Genomic DNA, 24728 nt, shown 5'->3' with positions numbered 1-24728 from the left:
TAAGTTTATGCCAGACAATTTACTGATTGAAAACACCATAAAATTTGTAAAAGAAACTCTTGAAGGCGCTGAAGGCGGACACGACTGGTTTCATATTGAAAGGGTTTTGAACAATTCCCGTTTGATCGCTCAGGGTGAGAATGCAGATCTGGAGATCGTGGAACTTGGGGCTTTATTGCATGATATCGCCGATTCCAAATTTCATGGCGGGGATGAAACTGTAGGGCCGAAAGTAGCTTCAGACTTTCTGAGATCTCAAAGCGTTTCTGAAGAAACCATTGATCATGTGGTAAAGATCATTCAAAATATCTCATTTAAAGGCGGAAATATAGATCAGAAATTCAGCTCATCGGAACTTGATATTGTTCAGGATGCCGACAGGCTGGACGCCATTGGAGCCATAGGCATTGCCAGGTGTTTTAATTATGGCGGATTCAAAGATAGAAGTCTTTATGATCCAGATATCAAGCCAAATTTAAATATGACCAAGGAAGAATATAAAGCTTCCAATGCGCCTACCATCAATCATTTTTACGAAAAATTATTACTGCTTAAAGACAGGATGAACACACAGACGGGTAGAAGAATCGCCGCAGACCGGCATGCCTTTATGGTACATTACCTGGACCAGTTCTTCTCAGAATGGAATGGAAAAAAATAAAAGGCCGATGCATCAAGCATCGACCTTATGTTTCAATAAATATTGATCCAATTTCTAGCCTTTAATGGCTTCAGGTTTCTTATCTTTAAGATGTTCAGCAAAAAAGCCCATCATTGCCCTGTAAAGGTCTAACCGGTTTTCTTCTTTTGCAAAGCCATGCCCTTCATCATATTTCACCATATAAGGCACCTCAACTCCACGTTCTCTCAAGCTTTTTACGATCTGGTCTGCCTCGTCGATATTAACACGAGGATCATTGGCTCCCTGCACAACAAAAAGCGGATTCTTTATTTTCTCCACATGCAAAGCTGGGGATATCTCATCCATAATTTCCTTTTCTTCAGCAATCCCGGGATTATACCAGATTTTGTAAAGCATTTCCCTATATTTTTCCCAGTATGGCGGGATAGTTTCCATAAAGGTATTTAAATTACTTACACCTACATAGTCCACCCCACAGGCATATTTTTCCGGGGTTTTGGTCATCCCGCGAAGTACGGCATAACCGCCATGACTTCCTCCGTAAATAGCAACCTTATCTTTATCTACCCAACCCTGATCGATTACAAAATCGATCCCGTCTTCAACATCATCCATAGCTTTACGGCCAATTTCTCCAAAGCCGGCTTTCAGAAATTCTTTACCATAGCCTCCGGAAACTCTGAAGTTAACATGTAAAGTAGCATAACCTCTACTGGCAAAAAGTTGTGCTTCAGGATTGAAGCCCCAATTATCACGTAATCCTTGAGGACCTCCATGTGGATTTACAATAAGCGGTAATCTTTCACCATTTTTATAATTCTCTGGTAGCGTAATATATCCGTGAATATTCAGGCCGTCCCTACTCTTAAAGCTTATTGGTTTCATGGAAGCCATATCTTCAGAATTTAGATGAGGTAAAAGTTTATATAGTAGCTTCACTTCATCCTTTGCTACATCATATAAATAATATTCCCCTATGATCTTATCACTGGTAACAGCGACCATATATTGTGTTTCATCGTCTGTTTTGCCAACGGTGAAAAACTGCTTTTCACCAAACTCCTTTTTCAAACGGGTATGGATTTTTTTATAAGTTTCGCTTACCGGAACAATTACCGTCTTTTCACCGGTATACCTGAAATAGTCAATTTCGAAATCTCTTTTTCTAGAAAGAGACATTCCTGACACATCGAAGGTATCATTACTGAAAACAGTTTTTATCTTTTCATTTTTCTTAAGATCATAAAGCTGAATTTCAGTTTTATCACCTTCAAGGTTTGATACTATATAGGCATCATCAGGGTTTTCTGTATTTGGATTAAAAGATGAAATCCCAAATGAATCACCAAATTCAGAAAGTTTCACCCTCTGAAATTCACCGTCGATCTTATATATAAGTTCTGTATTCACGCCATCTACCACACGTGTAATAGCCCGCAGGTTTCCCTTACGATCAAAATTATAAGCGGCAACCGGGGCATCCCCTTCCTTCACGGTATACAGCTTGGTAACTGCACCCGTATTTATATTGAGTCGGTAAGGCTCCTCCTGCCGGGGATTATCTTTATTCATTTGCACAATAACGTGCTCCTCCTCCTCTTTTAATTTTGCAATAATATTCACTCTTACTCCATCAAAAGGAGTTAGATCGCTATCATTTTCACCGTTTACATCTACACCATAAACATGATAATTTTCATCACCTCCTTTATCCTGAAGGTATAAAATACGATTCTTGGTTGCCCAGTAAAATCCACGAATCAAATCTTCTTCCTGTTTTTTAAGCAGGCTCTCCTTCTGGGTAGCTGTTTCTTTTAAATATAGATCTCGCTCTCCCGAATCTCTTCGCTTCATGTAAGCAATATATTTTCCATCTGGAGACAGCTGAAATGAAAAAGCTTCTGGCGTTTTAAAATAATCCTCTACAGAATATTTATAATGGCCGGTTTCTAAGGCGGCAAGCTTATCTAATTCGGCTTGAGTAGACGGTAATGCGGTGTTTCCTGGTTTTTTCTTCACAGTTTTCTCTAAGATTAAAGGGTATTCTTTACCCATTTGATTATAGGTTCCTTCCAGTCTATCATTTACTAACTTACCAGTGTAAGTAAGTTGTAGTTTGGCAGAATTTACGATTACAATGTCATCCTGCAAAACTACCGAATCAAGTTCGATTCCAGAAGCTCCCTGAGCAGGAACATCTAAAGTAGCTGTGTAACCATCTTCTGTAGATATAAAGTTAAAAACTAATTCCATTTGCATACCCTGAACCTCAAGGTCTCCGCTATAAGAGCCTTTCAATTCCTGTGCTTTAAGAGATGCCCCTAAAAGCATTAAGAGAAAAATTATTGCGTATTTAATAAGTGATATCATAGTATTGAATTATAGTAGTTTAATGAATAAATAAATAGTGATGCCGAATATGACGCCGATAGCCGCCTTAATAATCTTTATGCGCTTTTCTGTGCCGATTTTCATCTGGTGGTTTTAGATATTCCCTGATTCGTGTAAACAACCAGCTTTGAATTTTACGGTTTTATGTTGAGTTGAATTTTTGAACTGAAAAGTGATCAGGTCCAGAGAATCATAATCTTCAATGTCCTTTTTCAGGATTTCATCTAAGCGTTTTGCCTCAGTTTCTATAGAAAGAGGAAAAGTGCAATTCTCAAGAATGAAACTGGCTTCAGAATTACTGAAACCATTTTCCCTACTGTATTGAATACCTACAGCACTTACATCTGAACTAACAATTTCACAATTGCAATTCTGCTGAAGTTTGGTTTCGATCGCGTTTACCAATTTATTATTGGCCATGACACCCTGAGCAACTCCATATCCAAAAGTGAGTCCGATTGACCCAGCAATTATTATGGTGAAGATTAATTTAACTGGTTTTCTTAACTTCATAACTGAAATATTTAGTAGTTGATTTCCAGAAACAAATCTGCAACACAAAAAGCCATTAAAAAAGTTAAGACGTCCTAGTTTTGGAAATTTGGGGAAGATAAAGCACACTGAAAACCCTGCTATAGTTGCTCCTCCAGGGAAACCGATCAGATTGAAAAGGTAAGGAATACTCCAGCCCTATTTTTATAAATTTAGGGCGCGATCATCTTCTTCAGGCTAAATTCTTGATCTCTTTAATGTAAAAGGAAGGATTTAAACCGGTATTCAGTTTAAAATATTTGGAGAAAGAATCAGCACTTTTATAACCTACCTCTTCGGCTATAGATTGTATGGAATAAGATCGAAAGATCACATCGTTCTTTAACCTAACGATTGCATAATTGATTCGCAGATCGTTGATATAAGTATTGAAGTTTTTGCCGAAATGAGAATTCACCACCTTGGAAAGGTATGAAGTATTGGTGTTTATTTTCCTTGCTACATTGTAAGAATTACAATCCTGTCTTAAGAAATATTCCTTCTCTTCAAGTTTTTTGAGACCTTCCAGGATATTTTTCCTAGTTTCTTCAGGTATATCATTACTGCTTTTCTCTTCTAAAACCTGATCTTTGGTGTCTGTAATTCGTTCTGACTCATTAGTATTTTCAATTTTCAGCAACAAGGCTTCAAACTTCTCCTCATTCTTTTTCTTATTTCTATAAAAACGAAGCAATATACTTAGTAATAATATAATGATTATAGAAGCTCCCAAAAAGAGATAGTTAAGATAGGTCTGTTTTAAATTCTTTTCCTCCTTTATGGAAGATAACTCATTCTTAAAATCTTCTACTTCCTGAAGCTTTAAAGATTGGTTTACTGTATCCTTGATTTTACTAAACTCGGCTACAGTATTTATATACTTTTCAAGATAAAAATTAGATTTCTCTATATCACCAGTATGTTTATATGCTTTGGCTAAAAGTTTATAATAATCATCCATAAAACCCTCTTCTCCTTCTTTAACCTGGTAAATATCGATGGCGGCCTGAATATAGGTTTGGGCTTTTTTATATTCTTTTTTAGCGAGGTACACTTCACCTAAGTCCTTATAAAATACTAGGGTGTCTCCCTTTGAGGAAGGCTGACAGAGCTTAAATGCTTTTTTTAAATTATCTTCTGCCTTATACAGCTCATCATTAAGTAATTGGATATTTGCCTTACTTCTTAGAAAATATTTCATTCGACAAGAGTCCCTTTCCTTTTGAGTTAATTTTAAAGCCTTATCGATATAATAGGAAGCAGAGTCACGCTGCTTTAAATCGCTAAAGGTTAAGGAAAGATAATAGAAGCTTTTTGCTTTAGCCTTTTCTAATTCTATAGCTTCAAAATCTGATTTATCTAAAAGATCTAAACTTTTATTATAAATATTTAAAGCTTCAGTATAATCTCCAATAGAGGATCTTATATACCCTATTTGAAGCAGTAACTTATGCTGAATCTTATTATCATTTATTTTTTCTGTAAGAACAAGAGCCTCATTATAAATATCCAAAGCTTTTCCCAATAGCCCCTGATAAAAATAAGCCAAGCCAATTTGATATAAAGAACTAACAGTTTGAGATGCTAATTCATGTTGGGAAGAAAAACTTCTTAAAGGCTGTAACGAGTCTTGAGCGATATCAAAATTTCTATCCCAGATAGAAGCTTCTATGAATAAACTTTTAGCTGCAAACTGCTGCTCAATATTTCGCTCTCTCCGAGCTTTTTGGCGGTAATAATTTATAAGTTCAAAGCTGATTTCCTGCTTTTCAAATCCTCCGATCAAAGTTCTAAGTTCTTTATAGGTCTTAGTTTCTAAAGAATCTTTTTGAGCAAATAGATTAAAAGGAATGAATATGGTAAGGAAAAAAACAAGTTTGAAAAATCTCATAAATAGCAGGATCATCCAGATTTTTGAAGGCGGATAAATATACCTAATTAAAATAAATGGACATAGTCTATTTTATTTCCTGACACTCCGGACAGAAATAAGTACTTCTTCCACCAATTTTGGTCATCTCAATCTTTCCTTTTCCATTTGGACAATCTTCACCTTCAGATCTATGAGGTCGCAAGTAAGAATCTGGAATTTTAATCCCTTCGGTTTTACTTTTGGTAACTGTATCCAGAATTTCGACCATATTTTTAAACATTAATGATAAATCTTTCTGGGTAAGATTTTCAGCTTTTGATTTGGGATGAATTTCACTCTGAAATAACATTTCATCGACATAGAGATTTCCAAGTCCAGCGATAAAAGATTGATCCATCAAAGCAGATTTGATATTTCCTTTTTTCTTTTCAAAAAGATCAATGAATGCTTTTTCATCAATATCTGTGGCATGAGGTCCTAAGTTCTGCTGCTTCTTGAACTGCTCAAGGCTATCAGTTAAAAATAGTTTTCCGAATTTTCTCGGACATACGAAAGAAAGTCTGGATCCATCTTCGAACTTCAAGGTTAATTGAGCATGCTTTTGAACCTCATCATGATTGAAATAATCCATTTTTCCAGTCATCCCAAAATGGATCACAAGCATTCCATCTTGCTTGAGTTGAACCAGAAGATATTTTCCAATCTGCTGAGTTTCTATAAACTCATTACCAATTAATTTTTCCTTGAAATCTTTTTTAGGAGATTGAAAAATCTTATCTGCTCCCAATTCAACCTCCACAATCTTTTTATTTAAGCTGGTTGAATCTATGTACAGTTTCTGGTAAGTGACTTCTGGTAATTCCGGCATTTTTTTGTTTTCAAATTACTCAAATTTGATTTAGCTATAAAATCATGTTTAGAAAAGCTTCATTTGTCCATCCTTGAAATCTTCATGAAGTTTACAATTCAGGATGGGTTTCTCGCAATCTTTTAAGTAGAGTTTTCGCGCTATTTTGAATTGTTGTTTCACCTGATTTGCAAATTCACCTTCACCCTTCATTCTCGTTCCAAATCTGCTATCATTTAAACTTCCGCCATGAATATTTTCGATTTGATGCAATACTTTGTCTGCTCTGCCTGGCATAGCCTTTCTAATCCAGTCTGAAAATATCTGCCCTATAGCACCATTAAGTCTAACAATGGTGTAACCTACATAATTTGCACCTCTACTCGATATTTCCTTAACCAGAGGCATTATCTCATGACTATTTATTGAGGGAATGATGGGAGCCATCATCACGCTAACAGGAATATTATTCTGAGCTAATTTTTCAACTGTATCCAGCCTTTTCTTAATGGTGGCTGTTCTCGGTTCTAAGATCCTTCTTGTTTCTTCCTGAAGAGAAGTAATAGATATCGCTACATTTATTAGATTGTCCTGAGCGAGTTCTTTCAGAATATCAATATCACGTTGTATAAGTGCATTTTTAGTGATCATCCCTACAGGATGCCTGTATTTTAAGAAGGTCTGCAAAAGACTTCTGGTGATCTTCAAATCCTTTTCGATGGGTTGATAGCAATCTGTATTTCCCGAAAGAACGATCGGCCAGGCTTTCCAGCTTCTACTTTTTAGTTTTTTTTCCAGTAATTCTACCGCATTTCTTTTCACAAGAATCTTCTGTTCAAATTCCAACCCGGCACTATATCCCCAATATTCGTGAGAATTTCTCGCATAGCAATAAATACATCCATGTTCACAGCCCTGATACGGATTCAAGGAAAAATCCATCCCCACATCTGGGCTTGTAACTTTATTGACGATGCTTTTTGGGAATGTTTCTATAATAGTCGTTCTGGATTCGCTGGATTCATCACCTTCTGTAGCACAATAATTCAAAAAATCATCCCTCATTTCATGAATATGTTCATGAAATTTATTGGAAATATTTAATTGCGCTCCCCTACCTTTTATGAAATCATCTGAAAACATAAAACAAAAATATGGAATATTTCCATTTTAAAGGATTTTTTCCAATTATTCTGACAAAAAAAACCGCAGTTTTCAAAACTACGGTTATCTTATCTGGATTTTATTTTCCTGGAAAATCAGCTTTTCTTTTTGCTAAGAATGCTGAAGTACCTTCTTTAAAATCTTCAGTTCCAAAGGAACGTCCAAATTCATTGATCTCGGTTTCAAAACCATTAATTCCATTCTCGTAGTTTGCGTTGATAGCTTTTATAGCTCCACATATGGCTACGCTTGAATTCTTAAGGATCTTACCGGCAATCTTTTCAGTAAATTCAATTAATTCCTCAGGATCTACCACGTGATTTACAAGGTTATATTGAAGTGCCTGGTTTGCATCTATCATTCCGGCAGTCATGATCATTTCCATGGCGCGACCTTTACCGACTAATTGTGGTAAACGCTGTGTACCACCGTAACCTGGAATAACTCCCAGGGAAACTTCCGGAAGTCCCATTTTTGCATTATCACTGGCAATTCTAAAATGAGCAGCCATGGCTAACTCTAGTCCGCCACCAAGAGCAAATCCATTTACGGCCGCGATCACAGGTTTTGGAAAATTCGCTACATAGTTAAATAGCTTTTCCTGTCCTTCAGCAGCCAGTCTCTTACCTTCTTTTGGAGAATAATCTGAAAATTCACTAATATCTGCCCCGGCCACAAATGCCTTTTCGCCGCTTCCGGTAATGATCACAAGTTTTATGTCATCATCAGTCTTTGCTTCCTTAAAAGCTTCGTGAAGTTCCTGTATGGTTTCCCTGTTCAGGGCATTTAATTTCTTTGGTCTGTTAATAGTTATGGTAAGGATATTACCATCAATCTCTTCTAAAATATTATTATAACTCATAAGTTTTATTTTGGAAATCTTACGTTAAATATAGTTCCTTTATTCTGTTTAGAAACAAAACTAATGCTTCCATTATAGGTTTCCACAATATTCTTTACCATGGCCAGGCCTAATCCCATTCCGCTTGATTTCGTGGTGAATTTGGGCTCAAAAACCTTGTCTTTATTCTCTTCGGAAATTCCCGTACCGTTATCTGAGACTGAAACACAAACTGTTTCTTCTTCCTCTTCAACCATTACTAGAATATGCGGATCTTCGATATCTTTCAATGCCTGAGTTGCATTTTTTACCAGGTTGGTCACCACTCTAATCAATTGAGTTCTATCGAATTTTGCGAGAATCTCTTCCTTCTCACATTTGAACTCGATATATTTTTCATTGAAGATATCCAGCGCCAGTTTTACGATCTTTGGAACATTAAGGGTTTCATTTTGCTGTGCCGGCATTTTCGCGAAATTAGAGAATGCCGAAGCTATCGAACTCATCGTATCTATTTGATTGATTAAAGTATCACTGTACTCCTCTACTTTCTGTTCGATCTCAGGATCATCCTTATCAAAATTTCTCTGAAAACTCTGCACACTCAACCTCATTGGCGTAAGCGGATTCTTGATCTCGTGAGCCACCTGTTTCGCCATTTCTCTCCACGCCTGTTCTCTTTCACCGGTAGCCAGCTTTACCGCACTCTCCTCAAGCTCGTCGATCATACTATTATAAGCGGAAACCAGGGCATAGATCTCTTCTGTGGCATTGGACAGTTCGATCTTCTGGTTTCGTTTATCAAGCCTGGTTTGGTTGATCTTTTCAGAAATTATCTTTAACGACTTCGTAATGTATTTTGAAAGGAAAAATGACAAAATAATGGCGATTAGAAGCATAAATAGATATACTTCAGCCATTCTAACCAGGAAATCATTGAGATCTCTGTTCAGCAAACTATCGTCCTGAACATAGGGTAAATAAAGTATTGCCAGTGGTTTAAACCTCTGATCTACTATATAAGTATAAGAACTCTGGAATTTCTGACCATTGATCTCGGTCTTCTTCAGATATCGTTTATCTGACGAAATATCCAGTTTTTCCAGTATTTCATTCGGAATTTTAAGTGCGGTACTATCCTTAAAAAACGACTCATCAGATTTTATTATTAGTCTTCCTTCCAGATCGTATATATGGATCTGCATCTCGTGCACTTCAGCCATTTCATCGATCTTGTGGCGCTCGCTAAAGATTGGCTCAAGATTTTCAGTATCTATAATATATGTTGTGCTGGCCAGTACGAATTTGATGTTTTCAAGGATCGCCTTTTGTTTACGGTCCAGTCGCTCTTCGTGGTAATTTTCAGCTTCCTGTTTATATTGATAGACCGTTACCCCGAATATCAGGATCGAAGCTCCAAGCACCAATAAGATCATGGAGATAAAGATCCGGGTTCGTAAGGATAATTTTAGCAGTCTCATATTAGCTAGTTGCCCCAATTGTTACAATTATCGCACCATTTCAGGCATCAGGATTTTTTGCTCTAATTCTCTTGTACAGTTTAATTCCCAGCATCAGGATTATTGCCAGTAGAAATATTCCAATTACGCCGTAGATCCAGTTGATCGCATCCCTAACGATGACCAAAAAAATTACTGAAAACAGGATTAATGTTGAACCTTCATTCCAGATCCTCATCTGGTTTGAACTCCATTTGATCACATCCTTCTGAAGTTCCTTAAAAATCAAATGACATTTAAAATGATAGGCATATAACAATACTACGAAACCTAATTTTACATGCATCCAGGGTTGTTGCATCCATTCTGGTATCATGTATAGAAGTGTGAATGCAAAAATACTGGCGAGTATTGCCGATGGCCAGGTAATGATGAACCACAGTCTTTTGGTCATCAATTTTAATTGTTCTACCAGGATTGATCTATCAGGTTCATCTTTCTGAGCTGCTTCAATTTGATAAACAAAAAGTCTTGGGATATAAAATAAGCCTGCAAACCACGTGATCACGAAGATCAGGTGCAGGGCTTTTATGTAATTGTAGTATTCCATCGGGCTATAAAAAGGAATAAATGATCATTTCTGAAGCTAAGATAGTATTGAAAAGCTTTCTTCCAATAAAAGACCTAAATAGATTTCCTCTCATTGATGATCGGCTTAGTGCAGTTTTAAAGATAAGGATTTAAAGGAATTCAAGACCCTTAGCTTATTTTAGGGTTTTCACGATTTCCCTGTTTAGAAAATATGCGGTCACAATTGTACTTAAAACATCTGCTATTGGAAAGGAGATCCAGACACCAATTTCTCCATAGTACATCGGTAAAATGAGAATCAGTGGAATAAATATAAAGCCCTGGCGTGACAATGTTAGTAAAAATGCAGGTACTGCTTTCCCGATTGCCTGGAAGTAGGCGGCTCCAATAAGCTGGATCGCAACTACAGGAATCGCTGCAAAAACCCATCGCATTGCTGAAGGCGTCTGTTCAATAATTGAAGGTTCCTGCGTGAAGATCTTTACAAGGCTCGGGGCAAAAAACATAATTCCTAAAAAGATCAATAGCCCCATTATACATGAATATAAGATAGCTGTATTAATACTTTTTCTAACTCTCTGATATTTTTCGGCGCCGTAATTAAAACCTGCAATAGGCAAAAATCCTTGTGTTACCCCCAGAACCGGGAACAGAGCAAACATCAGCATTCTGGCTATGATAGCATAAACAGTTACGGAGTCTTCCCCGCCAAGGTCAAATAGAATATTGTTCATTAGTAAATAAGTGACACTCACAACAGCCTGACGCGCCAGAGTAACCACACCGAGAGAAGATATCTCTTTCAGAATAGGTAGATCCAGTCTAAAATGGGAAAAACTTAATCTTAATTCTGAATTTTTGGAAAGGAAGAACCACACGATATAACCAAGACAGAAAAGATAGGAGGCTGTCGTAGCCAGGGCCGCACCTTCCATTCCCATATCCAGTCTATTGATAAGAATATAATCGAGAATTAAATTCCCTACTGAAGGAATGATCATCGCGGTCATGGCAAATCTAGGTTTTCCCTCTGCCCTAATCACGTTATTACCCATCATGGCCAGCGCCAGTAGAGGAACACCACAAAGTACTATGATGTAATAGATCTTCGCCGGGTCAAAGATCTCACCTTTACCTCCAAAGGCAGGAATAAGTTCATCTACAAAAACAAGTCCCGGTATAACCAGCCCTATAGCCAGTAAAATGGTCAGCGTGATCTGATTCCCAAAAGTTTTTAGGGCTTTACCATGATCATCTGCTCCAAGGGCACGAGAAATTATAGAAGATCCACCAATCCCGATTGCCATACCGAGAGCAGCTATAAAAAATGAAACCGGAAGAACCACATTGATTGCCGCAATAGCAATTGGCCCGATCCAGTTTCCAACAAAAATGGTGTCTACAAGTACGTTTAAAGACATTACAAGAATTCCTACCGAAGCAGGAAGCGCTTGTTGTATCAAGAGCTTTCCTATGGGTTTTTCTCCCAACTCCCTGGAATTCTTCACTGCCATCAGGCTTTAACAGGATTTTGGTGAGCCCACTCGTCGATCCACCTTGATAATACTTTAACCCAGTCTTCCCTATCATTTAGACATGGCACCACGGTAAATTTCTCTCCGCCAACTTCATGAAAGATCTCTTCACCTTCCATAGCGATCTCTTCAAGAGTTTCCAGGCAATCTGAAACGAATGCCGGAGTAACAATAGCAAGTTTTTTCATTCCCTGCTTTCCGAATCGCTCGATAGTTCTGTCGGTATAAGGTTTTAACCATGGATCAAATCCTAACCTTGATTGAAATGAAACGCTGAAGGTATTAGGTTTCAATTCAAGATATTCGGCCACAAGCCTGGTTGTTTCAAAACACTGGTGACGGTAACAGAATTGATGCGCTGTAGATGCAGTCTGGCAACATGAGCCATCTATTTTACAATGCGAATTGGTCACATCGCTTTTTCTGATATGTCTTTCCGGAACCCCGTGATAAGAAAATAAGATATGCTCATATTCCTTATCCTTAAGAGTTTCCGCGATACTATTTCCAAGAGTTCTTATGTAATCTGCATGGTTATAAAAAGGAGGAACCGTAGTAAAACTCATTTCAGGAAAATGTTCCTTTCTGAGTTCTTCAGCAAGCACAAGAATTGTTTCGGTAGTCGCCATCGCAAATTGAGGATACAATGGAAAAAGTAGAACTTCATCTACTCCTTGGTCATGTAATTCCTGCATTCCCTGTTTGATACTTGGTGTACCATAACGCATTGCCAAAGCAATTGGCACAGAAGTTTGTTCATCAATTTTAGATTGTAATCGTTCTGAAAGTACGATCAAAGGCGATCCCTCTTCCCACCAGATCTTTTGATACGCTTCCGCAGATTTTTTTGGTCTTGTATTTAAAACAATACCTTTTACTAGCAGTGTTCTAGCCCAAAGAGGAACGTCAATTACTCGTTCGTCCATCAGGAATTCACCAAGGTATTTTTTTACGTCTTTCGGGTCGGTACTTTCGGGAGACCCCAGGTTAACCAGCAGTACACCTTTACTCATAGTTTTTCTTTTTCAGCGCAAAATTAATATTCTATACTGTTCTTTTCATAGTATTTCCATCGGAGTTTTCTATGATCAGATAATCTTTAATTGGACATGGCAAATTTTATACTTCGCTCTAAATGATCCAGAAATTCTGGTTCCGAGTAAGATTCTGATGTATGCCCGCCTCCTGTATAAATAGAGATCCCGCCACCACGATAATTATGATACCAGGCAATAGGATGAAATTCACCATTTTCACCACCTTTATATGAGCTCTCGTCCAGACTCATCAATACATTCAGACCTTCTGAAATATCCTTATAATTATACCACTCATCAGTTCTCACCCATGTCTCTTCCTGAAAATTCTTCAAAGTTTGATGATTTCGATTTTCAATAATAATGCTTGCTTCCTGAATTGCCGGATGACCATTAAATTTCGCTCCAACAAGATCTGTATACCAAAACCAGTTCAATTCGGTATCTGCAGCGGCATGAATACCGAAAAAATTCCCGCCATTATCCATGTATGCCTGAAAAGCATTTTGTTCATCAAGGTTAAAAATATCTCCGGACGTATTTAGAAATATTATGAGGTTTAGTTTGCTAAGATCATTTTCAGTGAAATAGCGACTATCCTGACTTGTGACGGTTCTAAATCCGTTCTCATTTCCTAAACTCTGCAACGCCTGAATTCCGGCTTCAATAGAACTATGCCTGAAGTCTTCAGTTTTTGAAAATATCAAAACCTGCTTTTCCTGGGCTTTCATTAGAAAACCGGCAAAAATTAAAAAGACTGGCAGTAGTTTTTGCATCATTAGTTTACTGAAAGAGTATATTTTTTTGGAGTTGTTCCAAATTTCTTTTTGAATCCGGCTATAAAATGGCTGGCAGTGCTATAACCCACCTTCAATCCTACTTCATTCACATTATATTCTCCTGTTTCAAGTAATTTACGAGCATATTCCATCTTATAATCGAACAAGAAACTGTAAACCGAGTCTCCATAAATCTGTTTAAAGCCCTCTTTTAATTTTTTCAGGCTAAGCCCAATTTCATCAGATAGCTCCTGAAGACTTGGCGGCTCTGCCATTCTGGAGATCACAATATCTTTGGCTCTTCTTATCTTCTTGATATTTTCTTCATCACTCAGGAACGGACATTGTTCCAGATCTGGATTTTCAGCCTTATTAAAATAAAGGCTCAGCAATTCAAATCCCTTGGCTTTAAAATATAGGTTTTTAATACTTGGCGTTAGGTTGAAATTCATCAATTGATTGAGCACCACGGCCATCGAAGGTGAAATTGGAGCGTCTTTATAATATTTTTTATCCTTATTATCGGCACTTAAAAAAGTGATATAATCAGCTTCCTGCGAAAATAACGCATGAAACTTTTTAATAGAGATTACCAATGAAATAAGCCAGGATTCAGGCTCCATAGAAACATTTAAAGGAAGGTCCCTTTGCGGATTATATAACAATAATGAATTCTCTTCCTGCAATGGCAACTCATAACTTCCGTTATTAAAAAGGAACTTGCTATTCCCTTTTACATTGAAGTGAAATTGGATAAAACTATTATCTATGTCCCTGGACATTAATTTAGTATCTCCAGTATCGTTCTGAAATTTCAGAATAAAAAATCCATCTTCGATCTTGATCTCTTCTGAGATACTTACAGCGTTATTTTTTAAATGATCTTCCATAGCACCCAATTTTTATTTATTTAGAATCAGTCTAAACTAATTCCTTGAAACAAGCTATCATTACTACAAAAGTAGGGCATATTGATATTTTCAGTCTTAAATTAGTGATAATTATCATCTATCGACACATTTAGTGCTTCCAGCGTTACTTTTTGATTTAGCCTTGTCTTATTTTTGCACGCGTATCATCCTAAACAGATACATGGAAGATTATCATATTTCTAGAGGAAAGCACTTTTATACAATTGGTTTAAGTTACAAAAAGGCCGATGCTGAGATCAGAGGACATTTTAGTCTTACTGAAGAATCTAAGCAAAAGCTTCTTGAACAGGCTAAAGATGAAGGTATAGATGGTATATTGGTGACCTCAACCTGCAACCGAACCGAAATCTACGGGTTCGCACAGCATCCCTTTCAATTGATCAAATTACTTTGCGAACATACTCACGGAACTGTGGAGGAGTTCGAAAAAGTAGCATACGTATATAAGAACAAACAGGCGATCTCTCATATTTTCAAAGTTGGAACAGGGCTGGACAGCCAGATCCTTGGTGATTTTGAAATTATCAGTCAGTTAAAAGTAGCTTTTGTAAGATCTAAAAAATTAGGTTTAGTGAATGCATTTCTTGAGCGACTTGTAAATGCCGTTATCCAGGCGAGCAAGCGAATTAAGAATGAAACTGAGATTTCCAGCGGAGCAACTTCGGTTAGCTTTGCATCAGTCCAATATATACTTAAGCATATAGAAAGTGTTTCAGAAAAGAACATCCTGCTTTTTGGAACAGGTAAAATTGGAAGAAATACTTGTGAGAATCTGGTTAAACATACCAGGAATAACCACATCACCTTAATTAACAGAACAAAGGATAAAGCAGAAAAGATCGCTGGAAAGTTCAATCTAATTGTAAAAGATTACGCCGATCTACAAGCTGAAATACGAAATTCGGATATACTGATTGTCGCTACAGGTGCTCAGAATCCAACAATTTCAAAAGAGCTTATTTATCCTAAAAAAGAACTGCTGGTTCTGGATCTCTCCATTCCAAAAAATGTTTCAGATGATGTTAATGAGCTTGAGAACGTAAGGCTTATCCATCTTGACCATCTTTCGCAGATGACCGATGAAACTCTGGAAAGACGTAAACAATTTATACCCCAAGCGAAGGAGATTATTGCTGAAGTGGAAGAAGATTTTAACCAGTGGCTGGAAACTAGAAAATTTGCACCAACGATCAAGGCTTTAAAGAAAAAGCTGAAAATGATGAAGGATGCTGAACTCGATTTCCAGAGAAAAAAGATTACCGATTTCAATGATGAACAGGCAGAAATAGTGAGCAACAGGATCATTCAAAAGATCATGAAGCATTTTGCCAATCATCTAAAAGGAGATTCGGAAACTACCGATGAAAGCCTGGAACTTATCCAAAAGGTTTTTCAGCTTGAAGAAGTTAGAAAATGAGCAAAGTAATTAGAATTGGTACGCGAGACAGCGAACTGGCGCTATGGCAGGCAAAAACCGTTCAGAATGCTCTTGAAAAAACAGGCCATAAAACCGAGCTAGTTCCGGTAAAATCTACCGGCGATCTAAATCTTGACCAGCCTTTATACGAAATGGGAATTACCGGGATCTTTACCAAAACTCTTGATGTTGCTATGATCAAAGGTGAGGTAGATATTGCCGTTCATTCTATGAAAGATGTGCCAACTGCCTTGCCAAAAGGAATTGTTGAAGGCGCCGTGATGAAAAGAGCCAGCAATAAAGATATCCTGGTTCATAAAGGGGTTGATTTCCTGGAATCTGAAAATGGAACGATTGCAACCGGAAGTCTCCGAAGAAAAGCTCAGTGGCTATATAAACATCCGGAACATAAAGTAGTAGACCTCCGCGGAAATGTGAATACACGTATGCAGAAGCTGGAAGATAGCGACTGGAATGGAGCAATCTTCGCCGCTGCCGGACTTGAAAGAATAGAAATAAAACCCGAAAATTTCATAGACCTCAACTGGATGATCCCTGCGCCTGCTCAAGGTGCAATGCTTATCGTGGCCATGGAAGATGATAAATATTGCCGCGAGGCACTAGCATTACTTAATCACAAAGAATCACAGGTTTGTGTTCATATAGAACGTGAATTTTTAAAGGTTCTTGAAGGTGGTTGTACTGCTCCAATAGGTGCATTGGCGAAGAAAGTGAATGATCATATTCATTTTCACGGAGCCCTGTTCAGTCTTGATGGAAAGAAGAAAATTGATGTAGAAAGAGCACTTCCTTTTAATGAAGTTGAAAATATGGGTAAGGAATGTGCGCTTGAGATTCTGAATAACGGTGGTAGAGAATTAATGGCGAGTATCAAATCGGTTTTAAATAATTGATCTATGGCAACGGTGCTTTCTACGAAAAAGCTGGCTGTAAATCAAAAGGAGTTAATACTGAATTCTGGAATTGGTCTGGTTGAATACAATGCCATATCAATTGAATTCAGTGATTTTGAAATAAAGAATTCTGTGATCGCCAATGCTATTTTCACAAGTAAGAATGCATTGATGGCGATTCAAAAGAAGAATTTAAGCATTGAAAATAGTTTTTGCGTAGGCGAAAAAACCGCTGCTTTTGCAACGGAATCAGGTTTTAAAGTAATAGAGATAACTGATAATGCTGAAGAACTGGCAAAAAAGATCATAGAAAATCATCATCAGAAGGAATTTCAGTTTTTCAGTGGTAATAAACGCAGAGACGAATTGCCAGAATTATTGAAAAATAACGATATAAAATTTACCGAAACTCAGGTATATAAAACCGGCTTGAATTACCAAAAATTTAATTCTGAATTTGACGGGATTTTATTTTTCAGCCCTAGCGGAGTAAAAAGTTTCACAGAAAATAATAAATTGAATACCACGGCTTTTTGTATAGGAAATACTACTGCTGAAGAAGCTGAAAAACACACAATTAATATAGTTACAGCTACCAGGCCCGGCATTGAAAATGTGATCGCCAAAGTAGTTTCTAACTTAAAGAACAAATAAAATACCTCAGGAAATGATAAAGAACGACCTGTTTTTAAAAGCACTAAAAGGAGAATCTGTAGAGCGTCCACCAGTCTGGATGATGAGACAGGCAGGAAGATATTTGCCAGATTTCATGAAGCTGAAGGAAAAATATGATTTTTTCACCCGTTGCAGAACTCCGGAGTTGGCTACAGAGATCACAGTGATGCCTATAAGACAGATTGGTCCTGATGCTGCTATTCTATTTAGTGATATTTTGGTGGTGCCACAGGCAATGAACATCGATGTGGAAATGAAACCGGGAGTTGGACCATGGTTACCGAACCCTGTAAACACTGCGAAAAAAGTGAACGACGTAATAGTTCCTGATGTAAATGAAGAACTGCAATATGTATTTGATGCCATCAAGCTTACCAAGCAGGAATTAAATGATGAAGTTCCGCTTATTGGATTTGCCGGTTCACCGTGGACGATCTTATGTTACTGTGTGCAGGGACAGGGGTCTAAAACCTTTGATAAAGCAAAAAGATTCTGTTTTATGGAGCCAATGGCTGCCCATGTGCTTCTTCAGAAAATTACAGATACCACTATCGCTTATTTAAAAGAGAAAGTAAAAGCAGGAGTTGATGCGATTCAGCTTTTTGATTCCTGGGGCGGGCTTCTGGAACCAAAAGATTATCAGGAATTCTCCTGGCAATATATGCAGCAGATCATCGATGCGCTTAAAGATGAAGTGCCTGTAATCGCATATGGTAAAGGATGCTGGTTTGCATTAAAAGAAATGTCACAATCTGGAGCATCAGCTTTAGGTGTAGACTGGACTTGTGAGGCTAGAAATGCAAGATATTTGAGTGGTGGTCAAATAACCCTTCAGGGTAATTTTGATCCGGCGAGATTGTATTCCAAACCTATCGAGATCAAATACATGGTGAACGATATGATCAAAGCTTTCGGTAAAGACAGGTATATTGCCAATCTTGGTCATGGAATACTTCCGGATATCCCGGTAGATAATGCGAAGGCTTTCGTGGATGCTGTTAAGGAATACAGGGAATAAGTGATCATTAAAAGGCTTAGAAATCTGTCATTCAAAAGCTTCTTTATTCTAGGAGGAGTTTTTATCAGAAAGCCTTTTTTAATTGTTCCAACTTATAAAGGAACCAGGAACACGATTCACACCTGTAATGATTGTTTTGGAAAGAGTCATCATGGAGATAACAGAGCTAACGCTTTTAGACATGCGCTCTGGAATTATATGATTTGTGAACAGGTATATAGAATTTCAGGATCTGTAGACTCAGCTATGGAATGGAGTAAAAAGATCACCGATCTTCATGAAGATCTTTCTCCAAATTCAGATTTGGCCAGAGCTATGGATCTGCATAATAACAGAATAGGCAGGAAATTCTTTGCTGAAAAGATCGAAATTGAACTGAATCATATTCAGGAATTCAGACTAATGAGTCAGAAAGCTGTAAAAATATCTTCCCTTGAAGATATTAAGATGATAAAAAATGAGTTGGTCTATATAGAAGATTGAAATTTCAAGAAATGAAAGAGAAGTTTTACCGATATATACAGGATTTACAAGACAGAATAACTTCAAAACTTGAAGAAGTAGACGGAAAAGCAAAATTCCAGGAAGATATCTGGAAACGCGCTGAAGGCGGCGGCGGTAGAACAAGAGTTATTGAAAATGGTGCCGTATTTGAAAAAGGCGGCGTAAACATCTCTGCTGTTCACGGCGCGCTTGCCCCGGCTATGCAAAAATATTTTAAGGTTGGTGACGTAGATTTCTTTGCCTGCGGTTTAAGTTTAGTGCTGCATCCTAAAAATCCAATGGTTCCTACGGTTCACGCGAACTGGAGATATTTTGAGATGTATGATAAAGATGGGACGGTGATAGACCAATGGTTTGGAGGTGGCCAGGACCTAACTCCCTATTATTTATTTGAAGAGGACGCGAGACATTTCCACCAGGTATCTAAAACTGCCTGTACACCACACGGTTTTTCACTTTATTCAGATTATAAGAAGAAATGTGATGAATATTTTTGGAATTCCCATCGTAATGAAGCAAGAGGGATTGGTGGTCTTTTCTTTGATTATTTGAAAGGTGACAGCCATATGAAAATCGAAGACTGGTATGATTTTGTAACCGATGTTGGAAATTCTTTTCTGGATGCATATGTACCAATTGTAGAAAGGAGAAAATCACTATCTTTTACTTCAGAAAACCGAACCTGGCAGGAAATAAGAAGAGGTCGCTACGTGGAATTTAATCTGGTTCACGATAAAGGAACTTTATTCGGGCTAAAAACAAATGGCCGTATAGAAAGTATTCTTATGAGTTTACCACCACATGTACAATGGGTGTATGATCATCACCCGGAAGAAGGTAGTCCCGAAGCTAAACTCCTGGAGGTTCTTAAAACTCCAAAATCATGGGTCTAAAACCTCTTTTTTCAGTATTATTTCTGTTTTCATTTTTAGCTATGGGAGCTCAAAACTCTGATTCACAAACCGATTCAATTTCAAAAAGTGAATATATTCAGAGTTTTCCCGATAAGTTCACAGCACGGCTTTTCTATGTAAATACCTCTAATTCCTTTGAACTGAGTAATAGAAATACAGCTGAGTCAATCTCTCTAGTTCCTAACAAACAGGATAAAATAGGATCTAAAGTTTCCTATAGAGGATTTAGCCTTTCCTATTCTTTCGCACCAGATTTCCTGGCTGAAAATAAGGATAATGAAGGTTCGCGTTTGTTCAATATAAATTTGCGAAGCTATTTTGGAAAATGGATGCAGACTTTAGATATATATAGCGAAAAAGGGTTTTATGTAAAAGATGATCTAAATGAAACCTACCTTCCAAAAACAAAATCTTTTAAAATTGGTGGTTCTACAGGTTATATTTTTAATGAGAATTTCTCGTTCAGAGCTATTACGAACCAGGATGAAAAACAGGTCAAAAGTGCCGGTTCTTTTATCCCTCAATTAATTTATTATTATACCAATTACAGAATTCGCGCTGAAGGTGAAGGCGATCTGGAGGTAGACGAAAAATACCATTCTACAGATGTGGCAATTAATCCGGGCTATTATTATAACTGGGTTCCTACTGAAAATTTATTGCTTTCTGCAGGTGCTTCCGCGGGAATTGGTGCGAATTTTTCAGGTGGTTCCAATGCTGACAGTTTAACTTCATTGCTATACGATTTCAATTTTAGAGGTGCGCTTCTTTATGATTTTTCAGACTTTTATGCCGGAGCACAGTATAGCTACCTTATTTTAAACCATAATTCAGATCGTTCTACCTATACCGAGGATAATATTCCTTATTTCCAGGCTTTCATCGGCTATAGATTTGATGCACCGCAAAGGGTGAAAGACCTTTCAGATAACATCAATGATACGATAGATTCAATAAAAAATTAAATAAATGTTTCCATTACGCAGAAATAGAAGACTAAGAACTAACGAAGCTATAAGATCTATGGTTAGAGAAACTATTATCTCGCCGAATGATTTTATTGTTCCCCTATTTATAGTTGAAGGGAAAAATGTAAAAGAAGAAATAGGTTCTATGCCCGGATATTTCAGGTATAGTCTTGACAATATTGAAAAAGAAGTAAAAGAACTCTGGAAGCTAGGATTAAAATCTGTTTTACTTTTTGTAAAGGTTGCTGATGACCTTAAAGACAACGCAGGAAAGGAAGCCATCAATCCTGAAGGACTTATGCAACGAGCAGTAAAAACTGTGAAAAATGCTGTTCCTGATATGATCGTAATGACAGATGTAGCTCTTGATCCATATTCACAATATGGGCATGACGGAATTATTGATGACGGAAAAGTTTTAAATGACGACACCTCAGCAGTTCTGGCCGAAATGTCGCTTTCTCATGCAAAAGCAGGTGCAGACTTTGTTGCTCCGAGCGATATGATGGATGGACGTATTTTCGAGATAAGAAGCTTACTTGAAGATGAAGGTTTCCACGATACGGGAATCATGAGCTATTCGGCGAAATATGCTTCTGCATTTTATGGTCCGTTTAGAGATGCTCTGGATTCAGCTCCTGTGGATGCGAAGAATATTCCTAAGAATAAAAAAACATACCAGATGGACCCATCCAACCGCGATGAGGCCATTAGAGAAACGCTGATGGATATCGATGAAGGTGCAGATATTGTGATGGTAAAACCTGGATTATGTTATTTAGATATCGTTAGAGATATAAAAAATACAGTAAATGTACCGGTTTCTGTTTACCAGGTGAGCGGGGAATACGCCATGATCAAAGCTGCTTCAGAAAAAGGCTGGTTAGACCACGATGCGGTAATTTTAGAACAGTTAACAGCCATTAAACGTGCCGGGGCAGATATGATCGCTTCTTACTTTGCCAAGGATGCGGTGAAATTAATTTCCTGATCAACTAAAAAAATAACTAAATTTTTAAACACCAGATTTGTTTTCGAACTAATTTTGTATTGTGAAAATTAAAAAACATACTTTTCTGGGTCTCTTATTGTTGCAGCTGTTTTTACTTAGCTCGACAACCAGTGTTTTTGCATTTTCTGAACCAGCTTTAGATCTTGATTCCCGAAAAGGAGAATATTTTAAAGCTGAACATAATAAGCAAGCCTTACTCATTGAAGAAAATCTTGCTGAAGTAATATTTCAGAATTTACCAGAGCTAGAAAATGACTTTTTTCAGCTTTATCCAGGTGAGCGTTTTTTAAACATTTCCAGTAATGATCTTTCAGGCTCTTTATTTTATGAAGGTTTTCAACCTGATCATAGAAGCATTCTGAAATCCAGGATCTTCCCTTTCCATACTTTCTGGTAATCAATTAAGGTTTTTTCAACTTAAAAAATTTCCCGTGAACAACATTTTGCGGGATCAAATTCAATTACCTTAATTTTTATCAAAATGGATAAATCATCAATAATGATTGGAACATTCTTACTTGTAATATTCATGTTCCCGATACTTTACGTTTTACTGAAACAAAAATCCAGAGAAGCAAAATTTAAAAAAGAGCTGAACAAGCTGGCTTCTGAAAATGGCCTGGTCTTAGACCGGTTTGAAACATTCGGACATCTAAGCCTGGGACTGGATAGCACCAATAAAAAACTGGTGGTCATAGATCCAAAATCTGAAATAGACCACGAAGTTATAGACCTAAAAAAGGTGAATAAGATTAATCTCGCCAAAAGAACTCAAAAAGGAGAGAACAGAAAAGAGCGAATTATCCACCTTGGAATCGAAATCGCAGAAATGAATTCACCAAAGCTTACCGAGATCGTATTCTATGATGAAGATGATTATGAAAGCACCGATGCAGAGATAAGACTGCATGAAGCAAAGAAGTGGGATGATCTACTGCACAAGAATCTGGCGATTTAAATAGATTTTTGCCTTATTTTAAAAAGCCTTCCTTACATTAGGAGGGCTTTTTAATTCCCTTTTATCATTTCTTTGTAAAAAAATGCTTTCAGAATATATAAATTAGCCAGTCTAATAGACATTTAAGCGTATGGGCTTATTAATCACTTTCGCCGTATTATCGATTTTCTTTTCTTTTATGTGTTCCATACTGGAAGCCGCGCTTCTTAGTATTACACCATCTTTTATCAAGATAAAGAAAAAGGAGGGAAAGGCGTATGCCAAGACTCTTGCTCATTTAAAGCAGGATATCGATAAACCATTAATTGCCATCCTTACCATCAATACGATCGCTCACACCGTGGGTGCTATCTTGGTTGGTGTGCAGGCGGAAAAAACCTTTGGAGATGGCGGAAATGCTGTAGGAATTGTTTCTGCAATAATGACTCTGGCAATTCTTGTCCTTTCTGAAATAATCCCAAAAACCATTGGTGCCACTTACTGGCAGTCGTTAGGAAATTTCACGGCAAAATCACTTAAATTCATGATTTTCCCATTAAAGTATACTGGGGTTTTATGGTTGATGATGCTAACCACAAAACTGATTGGGAAATCTGCTCACGTTAGTACCATGAGCAAGGAAGAATTTGCTGCCATTACAGATGCTGCGGAAGAAGATGGAGTTTTTGAAGAAAGCGAAACCACGGTCATCAAAAATTTACTGGTCTTTAAATCTGTGGAAGCAAAAGATGTGATGACCCCATTTTCTGTAGCTATTACTGAAGATGAAAGCATTACACTGGAAGAATTTCATAAAACACATAAGAATTTGAAATTTTCAAGAATCCCTGTTTTTAAGGATAAATCGAATAATGTATCCGGGTTCATTCTGAAAGATGATGTGCTGGAGCATATGATCGACGATAGAGGCAAACAGCCTTTAAGCAGCATAAAACGGGACATTCTTGTTACAAAAGATAATACTCCGATACCTGAACTTTTCGAGATCTTTGTTCAGAAAAGAGCTCATATTTCCATGATCGTTGACGAATATGGTAATGTAACCGGAATTGTTACCATGGAAGATATTATTGAGACCCTGCTAGGACTTGAAATAATGGACGAGAGCGACAGCGTGGAAGATATGCAGATGCTGGCAAGGAAAAACTGGGAAAGGCGCGCTAAACGTCTTGGATTGATCCAGAGAAAACAAGATCAGGAAACTGAAAATGCTATCGAGGAAGAACCAAAAACCAATGAAGAAAGCCAGAATTAAAACTCCGCTTGGAATCGCCGAATTATCTGGTGATGAAAATGGACTAGCTTCAGTTAAGGTTTTTGACGAAGGCGATATTTCAGAAAAAATCCCAGGAGATTTACAACCGGCTTGCGAGCAATTGAATTCTTACTTCAAAGGAGACTTGAAGAACTTCGATCTGAAAATAAATCCGCATGGTACCGATTTTCAGAAAAGAGTATGGAAAAAGCTGAGGGAGATCCCCTATGGTGAAACAACTTCATATCTAGAATTATCCCGAGATTTAGGTGATGAAAAAGCGATCAGAGCTGTAGCCTCCGCAAATGGTAAGAATCCGCTCTGGATCATAATACCATGTCATCGGGTTATAGGAAGTGATGGCTCACTTACAGGCTACGCCGGCGGACTGAATCGCAAAAAGTGGTTGTTAGATCTGGAAAATCCACCTTCACAACAAAGTCTATTTTAAATATCTTACTTTACTATG

Annotated in this window: 25 protein-coding genes; 13 read left to right on the top strand and 12 right to left on the bottom strand. The window is 37.5% G+C overall.

Annotated features, from left to right (window positions below; all coding sequences use genetic code 11):
• Positions 1–7 precede the first annotated feature (7 nt).
• The gene (locus RE431_RS12470; protein WP_309562316.1) at positions 8–661 is read left to right on the top strand and encodes an HD domain-containing protein; all 654 of its coding nucleotides are present in this window, start codon (positions 8–10) and stop codon (positions 659–661) included.
• Positions 662–715: 54 nt separating this feature from the next.
• Here the strand turns inward: RE431_RS12470 and RE431_RS12465 are convergent, their stop codons facing one another.
• From RE431_RS12465 to RE431_RS12410, 12 genes are all read right to left on the bottom strand, one after another.
• Positions 716–2974, bottom strand: a complete 2259-nt coding sequence (locus RE431_RS12465) for a S9 family peptidase (protein ID WP_309562315.1) — start codon at positions 2972–2974, stop codon at positions 716–718.
• A gap of 153 nt (positions 2975–3127) precedes the next feature.
• On the bottom strand, positions 3128–3547 hold the full coding sequence (locus RE431_RS12460) for a hypothetical protein (RefSeq protein WP_309562314.1): 420 nt from the start codon (positions 3545–3547) through the stop codon (positions 3128–3130).
• Between the two features lie 211 nt (positions 3548–3758).
• A complete protein-coding gene (locus tag RE431_RS12455; protein WP_309562313.1) occupies positions 3759–5456 on the bottom strand; it encodes a tetratricopeptide repeat protein in 1698 nt (565 codons plus the stop codon).
• Positions 5457–5523: 67 nt separating this feature from the next.
• On the bottom strand, positions 5524–6306 hold the full coding sequence (locus RE431_RS12450) for a DNA-formamidopyrimidine glycosylase family protein (RefSeq protein WP_309562312.1): 783 nt from the start codon (positions 6304–6306) through the stop codon (positions 5524–5526).
• Positions 6307–6354: 48 nt separating this feature from the next.
• On the bottom strand, positions 6355–7428 hold the full coding sequence (locus RE431_RS12445; protein WP_309562311.1) for a PA0069 family radical SAM protein: 1074 nt from the start codon (positions 7426–7428) through the stop codon (positions 6355–6357).
• Positions 7429–7528: 100 nt separating this feature from the next.
• Complete coding sequence (locus RE431_RS12440) at positions 7529–8311, bottom strand: enoyl-CoA hydratase/isomerase family protein (RefSeq protein ID WP_309562310.1); 783 nt, start codon at positions 8309–8311, stop codon at positions 7529–7531.
• Between the two features lie 5 nt (positions 8312–8316).
• The gene (locus RE431_RS12435; protein WP_309562309.1) at positions 8317–9771 is read right to left on the bottom strand and encodes a sensor histidine kinase; all 1455 of its coding nucleotides are present in this window, start codon (positions 9769–9771) and stop codon (positions 8317–8319) included.
• Positions 9772–9811: 40 nt separating this feature from the next.
• Entirely contained in the window at positions 9812–10360 is a 549-nt protein-coding gene (locus RE431_RS12430; protein WP_309562308.1) for a CopD family protein, read from the bottom strand.
• 154 nt (positions 10361–10514) lie between these two features.
• A complete protein-coding gene (locus RE431_RS12425; RefSeq protein WP_309562307.1) occupies positions 10515–11855 on the bottom strand; it encodes an MATE family efflux transporter in 1341 nt (446 codons plus the stop codon).
• Complete coding sequence (gene hemH / locus RE431_RS12420; protein ID WP_309562306.1) at positions 11855–12889, bottom strand: ferrochelatase; 1035 nt, start codon at positions 12887–12889, stop codon at positions 11855–11857. Before hemH ends, RE431_RS12425 begins: the two co-directional genes overlap by 1 nt.
• A gap of 86 nt (positions 12890–12975) precedes the next feature.
• A complete protein-coding gene (locus RE431_RS12415; RefSeq protein WP_309562305.1) occupies positions 12976–13692 on the bottom strand; it encodes a ThuA domain-containing protein in 717 nt (238 codons plus the stop codon).
• Complete coding sequence (locus RE431_RS12410; protein WP_309562304.1) at positions 13692–14582, bottom strand: AraC family transcriptional regulator; 891 nt, start codon at positions 14580–14582, stop codon at positions 13692–13694. The genes RE431_RS12415 and RE431_RS12410 overlap by 1 nt, the downstream gene beginning before the upstream one ends.
• Before the next feature lie 202 nt (positions 14583–14784).
• Here RE431_RS12410 and hemA point away from each other — a divergent pair, with 202 nt between their 5' ends.
• The 12 genes from hemA to RE431_RS12350 all read left to right on the top strand — a co-directional run bounded on the left by hemA (position 14785) and on the right by RE431_RS12350 (position 24710).
• A complete protein-coding gene (gene hemA / locus RE431_RS12405) occupies positions 14785–16041 on the top strand; it encodes a glutamyl-tRNA reductase (RefSeq protein ID WP_309562303.1) in 1257 nt (418 codons plus the stop codon).
• Positions 16038–16955 carry a hydroxymethylbilane synthase gene (gene hemC, locus RE431_RS12400; RefSeq protein WP_309562302.1) on the top strand — a complete coding sequence of 306 codons (918 nt, stop codon included), beginning with the start codon at positions 16038–16040 and terminating at the stop codon, positions 16953–16955. The genes hemA and hemC overlap by 4 nt, the downstream gene beginning before the upstream one ends.
• 3 nt (positions 16956–16958) lie before the next feature.
• Entirely contained in the window at positions 16959–17609 is a 651-nt protein-coding gene (locus tag RE431_RS12395; protein ID WP_309562301.1) for a uroporphyrinogen-III synthase, read from the top strand.
• 13 nt (positions 17610–17622) lie between these two features.
• Positions 17623–18648: a uroporphyrinogen decarboxylase gene (hemE, locus tag RE431_RS12390; protein WP_309562300.1), complete on the top strand. Its 1026-nt coding sequence runs from the start codon at positions 17623–17625 to the stop codon at positions 18646–18648.
• On the top strand, positions 18649–19131 hold the full coding sequence (locus RE431_RS12385) for a DUF6973 domain-containing protein (RefSeq protein WP_309562299.1): 483 nt from the start codon (positions 18649–18651) through the stop codon (positions 19129–19131).
• Positions 19132–19142: 11 nt separating this feature from the next.
• Entirely contained in the window at positions 19143–20045 is a 903-nt protein-coding gene (gene hemF, locus RE431_RS12380; RefSeq protein WP_309562298.1) for an oxygen-dependent coproporphyrinogen oxidase, read from the top strand.
• Positions 20036–21031, top strand: a complete 996-nt coding sequence (locus RE431_RS12375; protein WP_309562297.1) for a DUF4421 domain-containing protein — start codon at positions 20036–20038, stop codon at positions 21029–21031. The genes hemF and RE431_RS12375 overlap by 10 nt, the downstream gene beginning before the upstream one ends.
• 4 nt (positions 21032–21035) lie before the next feature.
• Positions 21036–22025, top strand: coding sequence for a porphobilinogen synthase (gene hemB / locus RE431_RS12370; RefSeq protein WP_309562296.1), 990 nt, complete (start codon positions 21036–21038; stop codon positions 22023–22025).
• Between the two features lie 61 nt (positions 22026–22086).
• Entirely contained in the window at positions 22087–22443 is a 357-nt protein-coding gene (locus RE431_RS12365; RefSeq protein WP_309562295.1) for a hypothetical protein, read from the top strand.
• Between the two features lie 84 nt (positions 22444–22527).
• Positions 22528–23004: a hypothetical protein gene (locus tag RE431_RS12360; protein ID WP_309562294.1), complete on the top strand. Its 477-nt coding sequence runs from the start codon at positions 22528–22530 to the stop codon at positions 23002–23004.
• 130 nt (positions 23005–23134) lie between these two features.
• Positions 23135–24259, top strand: coding sequence for a CNNM domain-containing protein (locus tag RE431_RS12355; protein ID WP_309562293.1), 1125 nt, complete (start codon positions 23135–23137; stop codon positions 24257–24259).
• On the top strand, positions 24240–24710 hold the full coding sequence (locus RE431_RS12350) for a methylated-DNA--[protein]-cysteine S-methyltransferase (RefSeq protein ID WP_309562292.1): 471 nt from the start codon (positions 24240–24242) through the stop codon (positions 24708–24710). Before RE431_RS12355 ends, RE431_RS12350 begins: the two co-directional genes overlap by 20 nt.
• Positions 24711–24728: the final 18 nt, after the last annotated feature.

The organism is Christiangramia sediminicola, from assembly GCF_031344135.1.
Taxonomy (GTDB): Bacteria; Bacteroidota; Bacteroidia; order Flavobacteriales; family Flavobacteriaceae; genus Christiangramia; species Christiangramia sediminicola.
The sequence above is the reverse complement of the archived record's forward strand: the minus strand, read 5'-3'. Positions and strand labels throughout refer to the sequence as shown.